Here is a 15,581-nt window from a genome sequence, read left to right on the forward strand (position 1 = left end):
TGAGTGTTAAGTATAACTTGACAATTTCAGATAAGCAAAGGCGGAGCCGATTATAAGACAAATTTAAGTATAAAATATTGATATATACAGTGTTTTGTTATTTTTTATGAAATAAATCCTATGCAGGCTCTGTGTTAGCCTAATAGCTACACGATATAGTCGCAAAATTACATTAAACCCGATAAGTAAAAGCATTGATATTCATACCGGCGCCAACAGATGCAAATAGGATGATATCGCCTTCTTGCAGGGATTGATTGTCTAATTGACCACGGGCAATGAGATCATAGAGCGTAGGAATGGTTGCCACGCTGCTATTTCCTAATGTATGGATGGTCATTGGCATAATATCGGGCGGGGGTACTTTACCGTATAGTGCATAGAATCTCATCAGAATGGCTTCGTCCATCTTCTCGTTGGCCTGGTGGATCAATATTTTTTTGATTGCCGTGATATCAATATCCGCTTTTTGAAGGCAAGCCTGCATGGCTAAAGGAACTTTGCTGAGTGCAAACTCATAGATTTTACGTCCTTTCATTTTAATATACCGTATATCGGGGTTCTGCTCTTGTTGATAAGAGCTCCCGAAATTGAGATAGTTCGCTTCTTCAAGCGCATAAGTAGCACTTTCATGTGATAGGAGCCCTTGCTCTGTCGTAGTGGCTTCGATGATTACGGCGCCAGCGCCATCCGCATAGATCATCGAATCTCTGTCAAAAGGATCGACAACACGCGACAAGGTTTCTGCGCCAATGACCATACAGCGTTTTGCCATCCCTGATTTTATGAAAGCGTTGGCATGCAATACGCCTTCGTTCCAACCGGGACAACCAAATAACAGATCATAAGCCACACATTTTGGATTGCTGATCCCGAGCTTTTTCTTCACTCTGCTTGCTAAACTTGGGACCGTATCCGACTGAATTTTACCATGTGGAATATCGCCATAATTGTGGGCTACAATTATATAATCCAATGTTTCGGCATCAATGCCTGCATCGTCAATCGCAAGTTGGCCAGCCTTAAAAGCCAGATCTGAAGCCACCTGGTTAGGGTTGGCGTAACGACGTTCCTCAATGCCGGTAATTGCCTTAAATTTTTCAATGACCGAAGCCGGCTGATTGAAAGGCAGTCCGTTTTCATCTAAAAAAAGATGGTCCTTAAAGTATGCGTTCTTTATGCGATTCGAAGGGATGAAACTGCCCGAACCAATGATCCTAATGTTCATAATTTTTGCTCTGTACCCAAATGAAAGGGCGTAAATGTGTTAAATATATCGACGATCATCCCCTTATGCTATGCTGATTCCTTGTGGTCGTATACATTCACATTTTTAGTGGCTTGTTTCCTTCTTGCCTTCAATTTACTAAATATTATCGGGATGGTGCTAATTTTCTTTCTCGCACCAGTCTAACAATGGCTTGTATAGGCTCTGGATATCTTTGTTTTTACTTTCCTTATAAACACGGAACAATTCAGCATTAAATTCATCTGCTTTGGGAAATCCTTTTTTATTGACCATCATATCGTTGACGTTTTCAACAATCTGGCCAAAAAGATCATGATCATCTCCAAACTTATCGTAACAATATAAGATGAAAAGTCCCCAGGTTAAATACTCATCAAATACTTTTACCGGACTTGGATAATGAACCGTACTTTTGTTTTCTACATCGACCCATAAGTCCCTATTATTGAATATTGTATCAATCTGTTTTTTGTTTTTTTCGCTCAATGGACCCACGTAGTTGTGGTCTATCTCCGTAAAAATAATGCGTGTATTGAGTGCTTTTTTGAATTTGGGGCTCCAGGATTCGTCTTCGCGGAGGGTGGGTAAAAAAAGCAAAATTTCTTTGAAACCTTTGTACTTGAAGGTGTGGGTCGCATTCATCCCGGCAATCAGCGGGGAAGTCAATACACGATAGCTATTGATTGTATAATCGAATTTCTTTTCTAACCATTCTTTTTGCTCGGCAATCGAAGCATACTCCTCATATGCTGTACGAAGGCTGTCGTAGTAGGCTTGATGCTGTTTGTAGAATGCGCGGTATCCTGTCTGTCTGGCAAATTCTTCCAGCTCTTTTTTATAGCCGGGAATGGGATTAGATTTGATCTGATGTTTTCCGACCCCTTTTGCTGGAAAAATATAGATGTTTGTCGGCATTAGTTCATCCTTCTTGAATCTAAAGCCATAGACATTGGCCGCCAGGAGGAAATAGTTGGTAAGATTCTCCCGTAGTTGCTGGTCAAATTTCTTTACGATAGGCAGATTGGAAAATGGGGTAAAATGCGATTTGACCTCTTCAAAATACGCCGTATTCTGTTTGGTCATGTTCGGATTTTCTTTTCCAAAATTCGTTATTGCAAAGATAATATAGATGAGTTCCTGTGCCTCATTGATTTCAATAGTTGTCTTGCCGTCATTTTGGGCAATATAGGCTTTGCTGAAATCGACATCCTTCTCTTGGCAAAGGGCTATATTTAGGGTTAAGACAAAACTGGTTAAAATTAAAAAGATGTTTCTTTTCATAGTATTGTTGATTTCATGCGATTATTGATGGATACCGTAAATACGACATTCTTACTTCAGTTGATTACGTTGTTGTTTCGGATTGGGTAATTTCATTATTCGATGAAATATTCCAGAATGCAATTATAGGGAGATTTCTGCTTGTTTTATAATAAAATTTGCTCAAACAGGAATGATTTTTTAAGGTGAAGCGGTTGTGTATTCGATTCGTTCAATTTGATATTGAGCTTAACTTAATACTGAGGAAATCTTTCGCTTTTATGTTTAATAGCGCACTATATGGGCTGGTTTGAGCGAAAAATTTCGTCGCATCTTTCCGGTGTCAGCAACAGTCTTAAGGGTAGACACGCACTGGCACAGAATTCTGTGCTATTAAAATTTATCGAGTGAGACGCAGAACTTTTATGAAAAATTCCCTGGGAAAGGCAATTACAGCCGGTCTGTGAGGAATTTCTATCAGTGAAGAAATGTTATGTCAGGTTATCAATCATAAAAGATTGGTACCTGATTCGTACCTTATTCGCCCCTTGTTCGGAAGCAAGCAGATATTTTACAAATTTTGACCAGCTTTCGACCAGACCCTAAACAGGAATTTTCTGGTGAAAAGCTGGTCAATAATTGTTGCAAGTCTGTTCATCTCCGAAGGTGGTACGAACACAATACGAACGCAAGCCGAAGACATTAGCCCACGACATAAAAAAACAACGGGTTAGCCTGCAGCAAAAAGTGTATTGGATTGGAAAAGCTCCGATAGAATTGAAGCCTTCATCTGGCGCCCTTTTTGAGCGTTAGATGAAGGCTTCATGTTTTAGTTAAATAGATATGCTGCAGGATTTCGCTGCGAAAAAGAATACAGCGAGCCATACAAGTCCTTTGGCCAGAAAGAAGAGAAATGCTCCAATTCCGGCACGCTTAAGCCATTTAGATTTGTTATCTTTTTGCTCCATTTATGGGATTAAACACGAACACTCCAATTTTAGTTCGCACTGGCAATAGGAGTGAATACTTCGCCAAAGTTATAAAAAGTTTGGTTTGCAATCTCTACTGCGCGATCATAAGTGGCAGGATCTTCTGAATATTTGTTTAATACGGCTGTAAAACCAGCCCACATCTCACGGCTATTTTCGCCATAACCTTCGAAGAAAGAAGTTCCTTTGGTAACGCCATATTTGTTGAGCATCTGCACGATATACGGACCACCCATGATTGAACCTTCCAAAACATATAATGATGCAAGTGCTTCCTGTACATTTGCTACAGCTGGAGCATTTGCTTCCGGCAGGTTATCTACGTTGCCACCCAGAGCTTCGATGTCGCTTTTGATGTAAGATGAGTTGCGGCGTTCGGCCAAATCTAGCAATACTTCTGCGGTTACAAAAGGAGCGATATTATCTTCTACGGCGCGGAAATAAGCATAAAAGCCTTTCAATACTTCGGCGTAATCTGCTTCTGAACGAATATTTTTCAATTGGCGCACGATCGTTCCTTCTACGTTTTGGTGAGCTGCGTGCGTTTGCTCTTTGATATGTTGACTTAACATGTTTCTATTTTTATTTATAACGATTCTATACAAAGATTCGTATTTATTTCCACAAATTTATGCTGTTTTCTGCTTTATCATCTATGAAAAATGGTTTTAATTTAAACATAAGTATGATAAAATCCAGCTGCAATAAGTTTTTTACTTTAACCTAAAGTTTGTTTTAAGTAGCAAATTTTCGTCTGCTGGCATCGAAAAATTAGTAGCCGACGAAATTGCTGTGCGGTTTTCGTCTTTTACAATGTCCTTTAGCGCTGCTGCAAGCCAGGCTTCCTTTGGATCCCCGGGATGGCGGGAGGTTTCTACCGGAGCTAAGGCCAGGTCGACGGGTATGCCATCAAAATAATCACACCAGCCATTGGCATTCCGGATGAGAAATGAAGCTAGGTATACATCGAAATCTCCTATGTGGACTGAAAAAAAACCTACGGGTTTGCCAAATGTCTGCTGACCGATGAGGCGTATGGGAATATAAGGTTTGAAACTGCTGATCAGGAGTTCACTTGCCGAAGCCGTGCGTTCTGATACAATGCATGACAGCTGCTGTAATGAATTGAATTGTCCCTTTTTGATAAAGTAATGTGTATTGGCTTTTTCACTATAATCCACATCGGCGAGGGTGGCAGGGCGGCCTTTGTATTGGACCACTTTGCCATTGGCATCCAGATAGGGTTGTTTAAGGAGTAGGTTTGCTTTGCCTTGCTGTACATTCGGATGGAATTGCTCGCTGAACATAACTTTTTTATCCAGTTTGGCTGGACTAATGAGGTTGGCTAAATATTCTGCGGTCTCCACATAACCACCGCCGTTATGACGTAGATCGAGGATGAGATGTGTAACTTGCTTTTGCGCCAGTTCGGCTGCAAGCTGATCAAGTTCGGCCTTCACTGTCTGGAGCTGGGGAAAGGAGGGAATGTAAACATAAGCAATCCGTTTGTTTCCCGCAGACCAGTAGGACAGGTGTGTAGCATACCTGTAGGTTGTTTCTATACTGGCCATGTGACCACTACTTTTCTTGTCGTTACGACGACGCTCCAAATATGAATATTTGGGTTTATTGGGAATGGTCGACAATTCGTAAGGTCTATCTTTCTTGTGTAAAGCGTATTGGCTGAGGGCAAAAAGTGCCCGCTCATAAGCCGTTTGTTCGGGGTCTATCTGTGCATATTTCGTCCGCGGATCAAATGTGGTATATGAAGGGAGAGATTCCTGCCAGCGGTATAGCTGTTTGGCATACAGGTAGATTGAGTCGAGCGTCAATTCCTTTTTTGTTCCTGTTTTTGGACTAATAAGTTCATCGGGCAGAGTTGTTGTTTTACTGCCGTTCTGACAAGCTGTTATAGCAGTTATTGTAACTAATAGACCAACTATTTGGCGGATTCGACTCATTATTTGATGCGCATTTTGTTCCTCATCCCTGTAGTTGATTCGCTACAAAATGGATAATTATCTGAAATTTAATACTTTTTTACTTTTTTATTTAATATCAAAGCCTAATTTTGTGCCAATTTATTTAATTTTTGATGCCTCCGCTACTGTGGAGTATTCAAAATGTCCCAAAGGTATCCCCTTTGGGATTTTTTATTTTAGGGCAATACAGGTCGCTCTGTTTTGCTTGGCACACTGGATAAACTTTCCAAAAAAGCCAAGATATTTTCCTGTTCTTTACTGCTCAATCGGACATTTTGGATATGCGGCGATAAGGTGCCATTGATCTGTTGTCCCGCCTTTTGGGGCATGCCCTGACTCAGCAGGTTGATCAGTTCAGCTAAGCTCGAAATACTACCATTGTGCAGGTAGGGTGCAGTATGGATCACATTGCGCAGACCCGGCGTGCGAAATTTACCTTTGTCTGTTTCCAGTCCTGTTGCCTCAAAGCGACCATTGTCCAAGGCACCTTTGCTGGTAACAGCATAACCCAGGTTATGAAAATCAAGATCGGTAAAGAAGGCACCATTATGGCAGTTGATGCATTTCCCTTTTGTGCGAAACAGATGGAGGCCTTCGAGCTGTGCATCGTTTAATGCCAGGTAATTTCCTTTGATAAAACGGTCAAAGGCGGTTTCACCACTGCTAATTGATCTTGAATACGCTGCTATGGCATCCAGCAATCCTTCGACGCTCATCGTCTGGCTCGAGTAAGCCGCCTCATATAAACTGAGGTAGCCTGGTATAGCTTGCAGCTTAGCGGGTAAAGCAGCTGTATTGCCGCCCATTTCGATGGGGGAGTTGATGGCTTCGGCAATCTGCTCTCGATAAGTCATTGCGCGGCCATCGTGGAAGAGTTTGCCTTCCAGGTACCAGACATTTTCCATAGAAGGTGTATTGCGGTGATGCAGTGCGATACCATCTGCCGTTGTTTTTTGGTCGATCCAGTAGGTGTCCGGATTATGACATGAAGCGCAAGTCTTCATACCATTACCGGTGCGGGGGTCGAAAAATAAGGCTTTGCCAAGTGCTATTAGCTCGGCCTTATCTTTCGATGGGTTTTCGGGTAAAGCGGCCAGTTCACGTACCTTGATAGTGTTGTACCAAGTGGCAGCTGGCCATTGCGTTAACGATTTACTATATTGTTGACGTAAGGTTTCTTCTGGGAAAGTAGGAGCTGTAGGCTCTTCTGGGACAGAAGCGCTCTTGTTGCAACTGCATACTGCCAGTGCCGCGAAACATGCTGTTATTAAAGGTTTTGTACGATAGCGAAAATATGCGGCCAAAAATATCTTAGGCAAGGTATTAATTAATTTAAAGAGATGTTAAAATCACCTTCTGATAATAAGTTCCCGTTTTTATCCATCATCTTCAAGGATTTAATTGCGTTTCCCTGTACAGATACGGGAATGGATAGCTTTATCGTCATCGTTGCAACATCAAAGACTACATTGTTGATAGTATATTCGTTATTGAGGTTATCAATCGCTATAAAATGGTCAAAATCTGCCTTGAAATAAAGTTCATAAGTCTCTTTACTGTTTATGTTCAGCACCAGGTCGCCGCCCTTTTTGCCAGTATAATCCTGCCATTTTATGACATTGTATAATGTTGGTAAGAATACCTCAAAAGCATCGGTGAGTTTCGTGTAACGTCCGGAGATCAGTTTGATGTGGTATTTGCCTGGTTTGAGATCTTCAGGAGTATTAAATTGTGCAATGAAAGATGTTGGAGGTTGAGAAAAAGAAAGTAAGGTCTCTTTTCCATCCTTATCGACCAGATAGCCCTTGGTTTGCGCCTCGTCTGGCAAAATATTTTCTCCTCGTACTACCAAATCCTCATTTTTTGGGTAACTAAGGTAATATTTGCCTTCAAGCAGATTCATTTCTGCCTGTACCAGCGGCTGGTTGTACTGGAATACCAATGTATAATTTTTGCTGGAACCATCTTGTGCCCGCACAATATAGGTAATTGGTTTGTCGAATTGTAACTGTATTGCTGTCCCAGATGCAGGAGTAATTGTCGCTAATTCCGAAATTTTAATAGTGGGCGTAATGCTTTCGGGCTGCTCCACCAAGGGTGGCCAATATAAGATAATCTGGTCATTCACAATACTGGCTGACAAGGTTTTGCCATCAGCATCCTGAATGCTAAAGGATTCGATGTCGTTGTAGGGTAGGCTGGGGTATTCGGTTTTACAGGACCAGCATGTTAATGCTAGCATAAAAATAGCTAGAAATTGAATGATATGTATTTGTTTTTTCAAAAATGAGTGTTGCATAATTTTTTTTGGTTAAAAAATCGTTATGCGGATGATGATTAGGTTATAAAGATCCGCAACCCATCCACCAGGTTGCGGAATCTTTCATTCATTAAATAGGAAGGACTATAATGCCTTAACTTCGATATTGGTATCTGCTTTTACTTGTAATTGACCTGCCACTACTTGTTGGCCAACATTTGTAAAATTAATTAACTTAACAGCATACGAAGCTCCGGAAGAATTTCCGACCAACACTGTCAAAGGTTGGATTGCTTGGTTTGCATGGCTATCTAAATCATATTCATACCATTCGCCACTACCCTGTGATGATACTGGAGTCGCTGTTGCCCAATCTGATGCTGTAACGGAAGCGATGTCTTTTGCTACCGTTCTGATCGAATAAGATCCATTAGCCTTGATTGAACCATTTACATGGCTAAAGAATGCAACTTGGCCAGAGCTACTTAAGCTTTGTGCACCTGTAGCAAGGTCGACATAGACTGCAGGCCAAGTTGCTGCAGCTGCTGGGCTCCACCATTGACCTACAACAGTGTAGTTACTATTTGCTTTAGCTTGGGTCAGCGCCAAAGGAGCTGCTGCTGATTCTGTTGTTGGGGCTCCTGCCCATACTGCTGCCGATAGCACAGTCACGGCCATCGCTGATTTTAAGATAGTTTTGATGTTTGAGTTCATATTGAGATCTCCTCTTGTTTTAATTTATTTAATTTTGATGCCACCATGGCATACTGTGGATGCTTGTTTATGATTCCGTTATTGTACTTGGAGACAACTGTGTCTTTACAACATTGGCCCAGTCTTTAAATTGGAATTTGATCTGTAAGTTATCAAAGGTTCCGATTGGAAGATTTGTTGGTAAGGAAACAGTCATTTCGGTACGGTTATAAGATTTAATGGTCAATGGATAATCCTTTCCATTGAGTGTCATAATAACAGCTGTCGGATCTAAAATCACTTTATCTAAGTTGGCTTTAATGGTCCAGTCTTTATTTTTTGCCAAATTTAGACCCGATAAGCTAACAATTACATCCGGTTGACGATATGTAATTTTGAGCGGATTGGCTAATGTAATGGTATGGTTGATGTTGGTCACCTCTACATCATAAGTGCCTGCTTTAATATCGGATGGAATGCGGTTTTCCCGTTCGGTACCCGTATAGCTTAATTGGTATCCAATCACCGAAACTTTCAAGCTATTGGGCGTAGCCATCTTAAATCGCTCCTTGGTTTCTTGATTGATCAATGCAATACTCACCAATGAAGGATTGGTATGCATAAAGGTTCCATTAATGGCTGGAAAAGCACCTCCAGGGCCTTTTGTAAGCGAAATAGAAGATGTCGATGCAAAAGTCGCTTCAAAAGATGGTGTACTTTGTAATTCAATCTTTAAGCTATAGGTTCTTGTGGTACCTGTAGCGGACTTTACAGTATACGTCTGTTTTTTTTCATCTGTTTTAACAGGTAAAATTTCTTCGGCTATACTCGCTCCATTGGAGAGTTTAATGCTCGGATCTATCACCAATAGCCCATAGTAATAAGGGACATATACCGTAATGGTATTGGCCTCATTGTCGATGGCTCCATAAATAACTTCATCATTTGGAAGATTGGTGACTTTGTATTCCAGTATTTTATCTGCTGGAAGTAAGGCTAGTTCTTCCGTTTTGGTGCAGCGGGTTAGCAGCAATCCTACAAAAAGGAAGCTTAAAATGCTGTATATTCTTTTCATGTTAGTTTAGTGTCTAATAAGTAAGCTATGCTTATTTTTTTAGTTAGTGATTGTAAATTTGGTACTGCCAGCTTTGGCAAGTACATATTGGAAAGAAAAGTAGGGTGTTGGTGAATCTTTAAACCAATCTTTTGGATCCAAGAGGTCTTTATAGATACTTTGTATCTTGATCTTGGCATAGTTTCCCTGGGCTGTACGGACGATCAATGTATTGCTTTCAATTGGATAGCAAACGTGTTTTTTGTTTTCCGCTCCACCACCTTTGATTACGCCATCAAAATCATATAAATACCAACCCAAGCCTTCACCAAAAGCTCCTGAATCATCCGTACCATATGCTTTTTCACCTTTGCGGAACTCGGCATCTGAAGGGATATCGATTACATCTTCGAACTTTTTCTTGACAATTAGGATACCGCCTTTCCCTGGACCACCTTTTCCAAATCCGTTTGCTGTATTGTTGCAATTGATAAAACTGCGGTATATTTCTGAGCAAGAGATATCCCATCGTGCGGTTAGTTTATAATCCGGTGTCACAGCTTTGTTCTGTTCCAGGCTGTAATATATTGGTGATTGCGCCGTGGTTGGTGCACTTCCAGCAGGTAAGTCTTCGCCAAAATTCTTAACAGTAATCAAGCGGTTGAACATAGCTTCTGGTGCAACAGGATCTGGTTCAGGCTCTACTACTGTGGGCTCGCTTTTGCTACAGGACCCCAACACAATTAAAAATGCCAATACCGGTATGAATTTTAATAGGTTGCTGCGTTTCTTTATTTTCATTGTTACTAGTTTTTTTGTGTTAGTTGATACTTTGTCCCTTTTCTATACATGTAGTAGGGTTGTTAGTATCTTATTTTTATTTAAATTTATTCTAAATAATAGTAAAGATAAAATCTTTTGCTGATAAAGTGTGTATGAAAATTGGTATTTAATATATTTTTTTCGGTTTTTGATTTTTGGTTAACAAAAGCCGCTGGAATTTTAACCAGCTGCTATGTTGATACTATTTAAATTCTTGGTAATCGATGGAGTAGAAAACATAATTATCTGACGCAATTGCTTTATTAGGCGTTTCATCCGAGTATACGTTATTGACTCTAAATTTAAAATATGGCTTTCCATCTTTTGAAAGAATAAACGTACGGTCCTTAACAGCTATAACATGGTGTGTAGTCATATTATAACCTGCCCATCCAATACCAGTAGAACCTATTACAATTCCAGCTTTGTTGTCGGTCAATGCTACAAATTGATCAGCTGAATTGACGGTCTCATAAGCCTTATCTATATAGGATAGTGTAAATGATTTCGTGGTGTTTGCAATCACATCCATGACGCGTTGTTGTGCTATAAGGGTCAATGGAGCATCAGTCGTTTGTAGTCCATCGTTCTCTTTAAAATCAAAATAATAGGTTTGCGCAGCAGTTGTTGTTGCTTTTCCATCTTCATCGATTGTAAATTGTTTGAAGTTACGAAGTGAGTAGGTATTGCCTGTACGCTTGATTGTTCCTTGTGAATTGATGGTTTTGGAAACCTTTGTTAAATCAACAGTTTCACCGTCTTTGACCATAACCTTAGCTTGGTATTCCGGCTCGACTTGCTCCACCTTATCATCATCCTTGCTACAAGAAGTAAAACCTAAACTCAATGCACATAATAGTGCTGCTGTTGTAAATAATCTATTCATCTTTAGTTTAATTGTGTAATTTTTCCTTATTATAATGTGTTTGTATTTAAATCTTTGCTACCATCCTGCTGTACATAATATTTAAATGTATAGTATGGAGCAGGCCAATTGAGGTTGGTTACCGCCGCTGGATTTCCCTTATAGGCATTGATCAGCTGTAATTTGGCATATTTGCCATCGGGTAAGCGAATCGCATAGGTACGATTGGGGAGCGCCTGCATAATATGGGTGCTCAAACTATAGCGAAACCAGCCATCCGAACCATCGGTTGCTGCCCAGCCAATTTTGTTTACTTCACTTTTATTAAACTCTTCATCCGAAGGGGCTACAGTGACACTCTGATAGGCTTGTCGCAGTAAAACCACAGCGGTATTATTTGCCTGGCCGCCATAACCCGGATTGTATTCATGCTGGGAATTGTTCACATAGATCTCTGAATTATAAGGACCTGTAAAGGCAATATCCCAATCTTTTGTTTTAAGCCACTGCGCAGAATCGGCTTTGGTCTTAACCCATATTTGCTTTTGATCTTTAAAACGAAAAAGAAATATAAAAAATGGTCTTTGCTCTTTTCCTTCAGTACCTTCGCCCATGGCTGCATCGGTATCGCCAGCAAGATCTTTGATCAAGGTACTTTTGCCATCTTCTAATCCGATCGTATAGTCTCTGTCTTTCCCACAGGATACGACTGTCAATAATAATAGTGCTGAAAAAATACAACGGCCAATCTTGTGAAAGGAAAGCCAGATGCTACATTCTCCAATAATCATGCGAATCGTTCTCATCTTTTATCTTGTACTTTGTGTGCTAAATTCTTGTTCATTAGTCCTTATTATTCTTTTATCCAACGGTAGCTCACGCCGCCCATAATAACCCGCCCAGGTTGCCCAAGTAAATAACGGCTTGTAAAATTGAATAAATTGTCACCGATCAGACGCAGTGTCAATCTGCGGTTCATCAGACTCTTTTCTACCGTCATATTCACCAGTGTGTGATAGGGGATAAAGATGTCATATTTGTCGATAAACTGGTTGCCATTATATTCCTGAAAAGGTGTAGCACTTCTGAAATTGACACGCGCATTGACATTGACGCCCCAGGGTTTATATTCATATTGGGCTTTTGCATTGAACATGTGTCTCGAACGGTCCTCAATACCCCAATAATCCGATTTCTTACTCTGGCGATATTCGCCCGTAGCGGGATCGTTGATCTGGTTATAGGGATAACTTCCCTTGGCAATACTATCCAAAACACTCAGGTCTTTGGCAATCAGGTATTGATAGCCCATCGACAATTGCAGATCTTTGGTCGCCTGATAGGTCAATGAAACTTCAAAACCTTTGTTCATGGCTTTGGGCAGGTTGCGGTAGCTATAGATCTGTGCTACTTTGGTCCCGTTACCTACACTGACTGTGTTGATCTGATTGTTGATCCGATGGTAGAAGACCGAGAAATCGGCCTGAAATCTATTGGACGGACTCCAGGTAAGTCCAATATTGTTTGAAATGCTGGTTTCGGCTTTGAGGTTACCCGCCACCAAATTGAGCATATAACTGTTTTTATAACTCAGCTCTCCGGCTTGATCCATGGCTGCAATCACATCGGCTACGCGCTCTGAACCGACGACCAAATAGTTGGCTGCTGGATTGAAAAAGACCTGATAGCGCATCTTATAGTCGGGTGCCTTAAATCCTGCTCCGATACCACCTTTGATCAAAAGCTTAGGGCTGAGATGATATTGCAGGCCGAAACTTGGACTCAGATGGCCATTGTAGACATTGGTCTGATCGTAGCGTAGACCCAGCGTCGTCAATAAGCGGTCTACAGGTTTCCATTCGGTCTGCAAATAGGCGAATGCGCTGTTCAAAGAGCGCTTGGCATCCAGATCCTGGTTGTCCATCAGTTCAAGACTACCACCTATACCACCGGTAAGTTTGACCTGCTGTGCGGGGCTATACGCAAATTGCTGTTCAATGCGGTGTACATTTTGACCAAATTGCTCGGCACTTGCAACAATACCTTGTTGCAACCATTGTGCGGCAATCTGGGAGTGGAAACGCGAGAAATAGTAACGCGTCATACTGCGCAGTCCCGACTCGAAATTATGGTCGTAACTCGCCGAAAGATTGATGTCCTGATCTTTTTGTTTATCCTGTAGTGTGGCCGATTCGGACCATGCATTGATCATTTCAGATTCTCGGGCTGCATAACGCCCTGTAACGCCCAAAGTGCCATTTTTGCTTGTACGATAACGCACTCGCCCCTGGAAACTATAGTTGGTATAGGGCGGAAAAGTGGTACTCTTGGAGTCCAGATACTGCTTGTCGGTATTAAAACCATCCGTGCGGTAGTAATTGCCCGAAAAGACGGCGCTCCCGCGTTGATTAGCAAAAGGTGTTTCGGCTTCCAGCGTTGCACCAACGGTATTGAGACTGCCATAAAGAAGCGATGCCTGTGCCTGTGGTGTGATTGCACCATGGCGCGTAATGATATTGATCGCACCACCTAATGCGTCACTGCCGTATAAGCAGGAGGATGCGCCTTTGATGATTTCGATACGTTCGATGTTGGTCACCGAGATACGGGACAGGTCAAAATTGCCACTGTTGCGCCCCAGCATGGGTTGACCGTCTACAAGGACCATCACGTAGTTGCTGCTGAATCCCTGGATCTGTACACCGACGGCTCGGGAGCCCCCGGCAATATCGTTGACGATAGCTATACCCGTCTGTTCTTTTAGAACTTCATCCAGTCGGCGGCTGCCCATAAGCTCAATTTCACGTTTGGTGATGACTTTAACGGGCATGGCGGCATTTTCGGCCTTAACGAGATTGTCTACAGCCTGCGCTTTACCCTGCACATCAACTACATCCATCTGCCTTTCTTCAGCTTTTAACACAATGTTCAACTGCTGATTTTTGTCTTCCAAATTGATAACTTGGCGGTATTGCTGATAACCCATAGCCTGTACCTGTAATTCGTAGCGTCCAGCATAGAGCTGAGTGAATTGAAATCTTGCTGCAGTATCTGTTTTAAAAGCATATTTGTCCGGATAAAGATATACGGTCGCATTGGCTACGCCTTTATTGGATTCGTTTTTCAATACACCGGAGATTTTCCATTTTTCCTGTGCTTGCAGGGTATAAACCTGGCAGGCACATAAGGCGATCAGGGTGCTTGTTCGAATAGATGATATGCTTCTAAACACTATTTTTATTTTTACTAATTCTAAATAATGTTACAAAAAACGGTAATCCCTCTGAATTTTTCTCTATGCAAAATGTCATAAATTCTATTTAATCCGTTTTTTGCAGACTGAAAAGCAGTGTATTTTAAGGGGTATATTGTTGTTTATTAGTATTTTATACTTCTTTTTACGTTGTGGTGTGCTATTCTAAAAGATTCGGTATAATTTGTATTTAGACTGATTATTGATTTGTTTTGTACTCAAGTTGAAAGGCGAGATGCGAAAACCATTCCTGGAAATCCGCTATCGCTATCATGGAGATAATGAATTACGATGAGTAGATTTTATGTTGTTATACTGTGTTTTGTGATGCAAATCGGTGGATGGGCGACGGCACAGCAGAGAATCATTACGTTAAACAGTTCGTTGACCGAAACGATCTACGGACTGGGAGTAGGCGAGCGCATGGTCGCTACCGATGTGACAAGTATATCGCCCAAAGCGGCTGCAGCCTTGCCGAGGGTAAGCAAAAATCGGTCGGTTTCGGCCGAAGGTCTGTTATCTTTTAAACCGAGCATCGTCATTGCGAATGAAGGCGATGTATCCAAATCGGTCATTCAGCAAATCCGTGCGGCTGGTGTGAAGTTCGTCTCCATTAAACCAAACTATTCTGTTCCGGGGGCGCTTCGTTACATCCAGGAGGTCGCAGATGCCATCGGTGAATCTGCCGCCGGTAAAAATCTGGTTTCCCGCACGAAAGTAAGCTTGGATCATACCATGGAATTAGTAAAGAAGGAAAATCAGGGTAAAGCAGCTCCCAAAGTATTGTTTTTATATGCGCGTGGTACAGGTACCATGAGTGTGGCAGGTAAGGGCAGTAGCCTGGATGCGATGATTAATCTGGCTGGTGGTAAAAATGCGGTTCAGGAATTTTCGGATTTCAAACCCTATACGACGGAAGCGCTGGTGCAGGCCAATCCAGATATTGTGTTGCTATTTGATTTTGGCGCGAGTAGTCTTGGCGGAGAGGATGCTATCCTCAAATTGCCGGGCATGCGTATTACGAATGCGGGTAAAAACGGCCGTATCTTGGTGATGAATGCCTCACTACTGGTAAATTTCAGTAACCGGCTGCCAGACGCAATCTTAGAATTGCACCGTGGATTTGGAAAAGTGATGGATTCAAAATAAAGCCG

The 15,581-nt window shown here is 41.6% G+C and carries 13 protein-coding genes; 1 reads left to right on the forward strand and 12 read right to left on the reverse strand.

The window, feature by feature from the left end:
* Positions 1 to 172 precede the first annotated feature (172 nt).
* From ACLCDV_RS11480 to ACLCDV_RS11535, 12 genes are all read right to left on the reverse strand, one after another.
* Positions 173 to 1,228, reverse strand: a complete 1,056-nt coding sequence (locus tag ACLCDV_RS11480) for a ketoacyl-ACP synthase III (protein ID WP_317667057.1) — start codon at positions 1,226 to 1,228, stop codon at positions 173 to 175.
* A gap of 159 nt (positions 1,229 to 1,387) precedes the next feature.
* The gene (locus ACLCDV_RS11485) at positions 1,388 to 2,530 is read right to left on the reverse strand and encodes a DUF4932 domain-containing protein (protein WP_411973770.1); all 1,143 of its coding nucleotides are present in this window, start codon (positions 2,528 to 2,530) and stop codon (positions 1,388 to 1,390) included.
* A 976-nt stretch (positions 2,531 to 3,506) separates the two neighbouring features.
* Positions 3,507 to 4,070 (reverse strand): biliverdin-producing heme oxygenase, encoded by a 564-nt coding sequence (locus tag ACLCDV_RS11490; protein WP_411973771.1) that lies wholly within the window; start codon positions 4,068 to 4,070, stop codon positions 3,507 to 3,509.
* A 141-nt stretch (positions 4,071 to 4,211) separates the two neighbouring features.
* Positions 4,212 to 5,459, reverse strand: coding sequence for a S41 family peptidase (locus ACLCDV_RS11495; protein WP_317667052.1), 1,248 nt, complete (start codon positions 5,457 to 5,459; stop codon positions 4,212 to 4,214).
* Between the two features lie 197 nt (positions 5,460 to 5,656).
* Positions 5,657 to 6,799 (reverse strand): cytochrome-c peroxidase, encoded by a 1,143-nt coding sequence (locus ACLCDV_RS11500; RefSeq protein WP_317667051.1) that lies wholly within the window; start codon positions 6,797 to 6,799, stop codon positions 5,657 to 5,659.
* Between the two features lie 8 nt (positions 6,800 to 6,807).
* Positions 6,808 to 7,779 carry a hypothetical protein gene (locus ACLCDV_RS11505; RefSeq protein WP_411973772.1) on the reverse strand — a complete coding sequence of 324 codons (972 nt, stop codon included), beginning with the start codon at positions 7,777 to 7,779 and terminating at the stop codon, positions 6,808 to 6,810.
* Between the two features lie 105 nt (positions 7,780 to 7,884).
* The gene (locus ACLCDV_RS11510; protein WP_411973773.1) at positions 7,885 to 8,454 is read right to left on the reverse strand and encodes a hypothetical protein; all 570 of its coding nucleotides are present in this window, start codon (positions 8,452 to 8,454) and stop codon (positions 7,885 to 7,887) included.
* Between the two features lie 67 nt (positions 8,455 to 8,521).
* Positions 8,522 to 9,508, reverse strand: a complete 987-nt coding sequence (locus tag ACLCDV_RS11515; protein ID WP_411973774.1) for a hypothetical protein — start codon at positions 9,506 to 9,508, stop codon at positions 8,522 to 8,524.
* 39 nt (positions 9,509 to 9,547) lie between these two features.
* Positions 9,548 to 10,288: an HmuY family protein gene (locus ACLCDV_RS11520; protein WP_411973775.1), complete on the reverse strand. Its 741-nt coding sequence runs from the start codon at positions 10,286 to 10,288 to the stop codon at positions 9,548 to 9,550.
* A gap of 223 nt (positions 10,289 to 10,511) precedes the next feature.
* Positions 10,512 to 11,195 carry a hypothetical protein gene (locus ACLCDV_RS11525; RefSeq protein WP_411973776.1) on the reverse strand — a complete coding sequence of 228 codons (684 nt, stop codon included), beginning with the start codon at positions 11,193 to 11,195 and terminating at the stop codon, positions 10,512 to 10,514.
* Between the two features lie 29 nt (positions 11,196 to 11,224).
* The gene (locus ACLCDV_RS11530; protein WP_411973777.1) at positions 11,225 to 11,980 is read right to left on the reverse strand and encodes an HmuY family protein; all 756 of its coding nucleotides are present in this window, start codon (positions 11,978 to 11,980) and stop codon (positions 11,225 to 11,227) included.
* A 47-nt stretch (positions 11,981 to 12,027) separates the two neighbouring features.
* Entirely contained in the window at positions 12,028 to 14,406 is a 2,379-nt protein-coding gene (locus ACLCDV_RS11535) for a TonB-dependent receptor domain-containing protein (RefSeq protein WP_411973778.1), read from the reverse strand.
* A 312-nt stretch (positions 14,407 to 14,718) separates the two neighbouring features.
* Here ACLCDV_RS11535 and ACLCDV_RS11540 point away from each other — a divergent pair, with 312 nt between their 5' ends.
* Positions 14,719 to 15,576, forward strand: coding sequence for a hemin ABC transporter substrate-binding protein (locus ACLCDV_RS11540; RefSeq protein WP_411973779.1), 858 nt, complete (start codon positions 14,719 to 14,721; stop codon positions 15,574 to 15,576).
* Positions 15,577 to 15,581 lie beyond the last annotated feature (5 nt).

This window comes from Sphingobacterium sp. Lzh-3, from assembly GCF_046764375.1.
Taxonomy (GTDB): Bacteria; Bacteroidota; Bacteroidia; order Sphingobacteriales; family Sphingobacteriaceae; genus Sphingobacterium.

What these genes read in the sequence shown, in the direction of transcription:
- ACLCDV_RS11520 (WP_411973775.1), bottom strand. Translation starts at nt 10,288, where the DNA reads ATGAAAATAAAGAAACGCAGCAACCTATTAAAATTCATACCGGTATTG.
- ACLCDV_RS11480 (WP_317667057.1), bottom strand. Translation starts at nt 1,228, where the DNA reads ATGAACATTAGGATCATTGGTTCGGGCAGTTTCATCCCTTCGAATCGC.
- ACLCDV_RS11515 (WP_411973774.1), bottom strand. Translation starts at nt 9,508, where the DNA reads ATGAAAAGAATATACAGCATTTTAAGCTTCCTTTTTGTAGGATTGCTG.
- ACLCDV_RS11490 (WP_411973771.1), bottom strand. Translation starts at nt 4,070, where the DNA reads ATGTTAAGTCAACATATCAAAGAGCAAACGCACGCAGCTCACCAAAAC.
- ACLCDV_RS11485 (WP_411973770.1), bottom strand. Translation starts at nt 2,530, where the DNA reads ATGAAAAGAAACATCTTTTTAATTTTAACCAGTTTTGTCTTAACCCTA.
- ACLCDV_RS11525 (WP_411973776.1), bottom strand. Translation starts at nt 11,195, where the DNA reads ATGAATAGATTATTTACAACAGCAGCACTATTATGTGCATTGAGTTTA.
- ACLCDV_RS11505 (WP_411973772.1), bottom strand. Translation starts at nt 7,779, where the DNA reads ATGCAACACTCATTTTTGAAAAAACAAATACATATCATTCAATTTCTA.
- ACLCDV_RS11510 (WP_411973773.1), bottom strand. Translation starts at nt 8,454, where the DNA reads ATGAACTCAAACATCAAAACTATCTTAAAATCAGCGATGGCCGTGACT.
- ACLCDV_RS11530 (WP_411973777.1), bottom strand. Translation starts at nt 11,980, where the DNA reads ATGAGAACGATTCGCATGATTATTGGAGAATGTAGCATCTGGCTTTCC.
- ACLCDV_RS11540 (WP_411973779.1), top strand. Translation starts at nt 14,719, where the DNA reads ATGAGTAGATTTTATGTTGTTATACTGTGTTTTGTGATGCAAATCGGT.
- ACLCDV_RS11495 (WP_317667052.1), bottom strand. Translation starts at nt 5,459, where the DNA reads ATGAGTCGAATCCGCCAAATAGTTGGTCTATTAGTTACAATAACTGCT.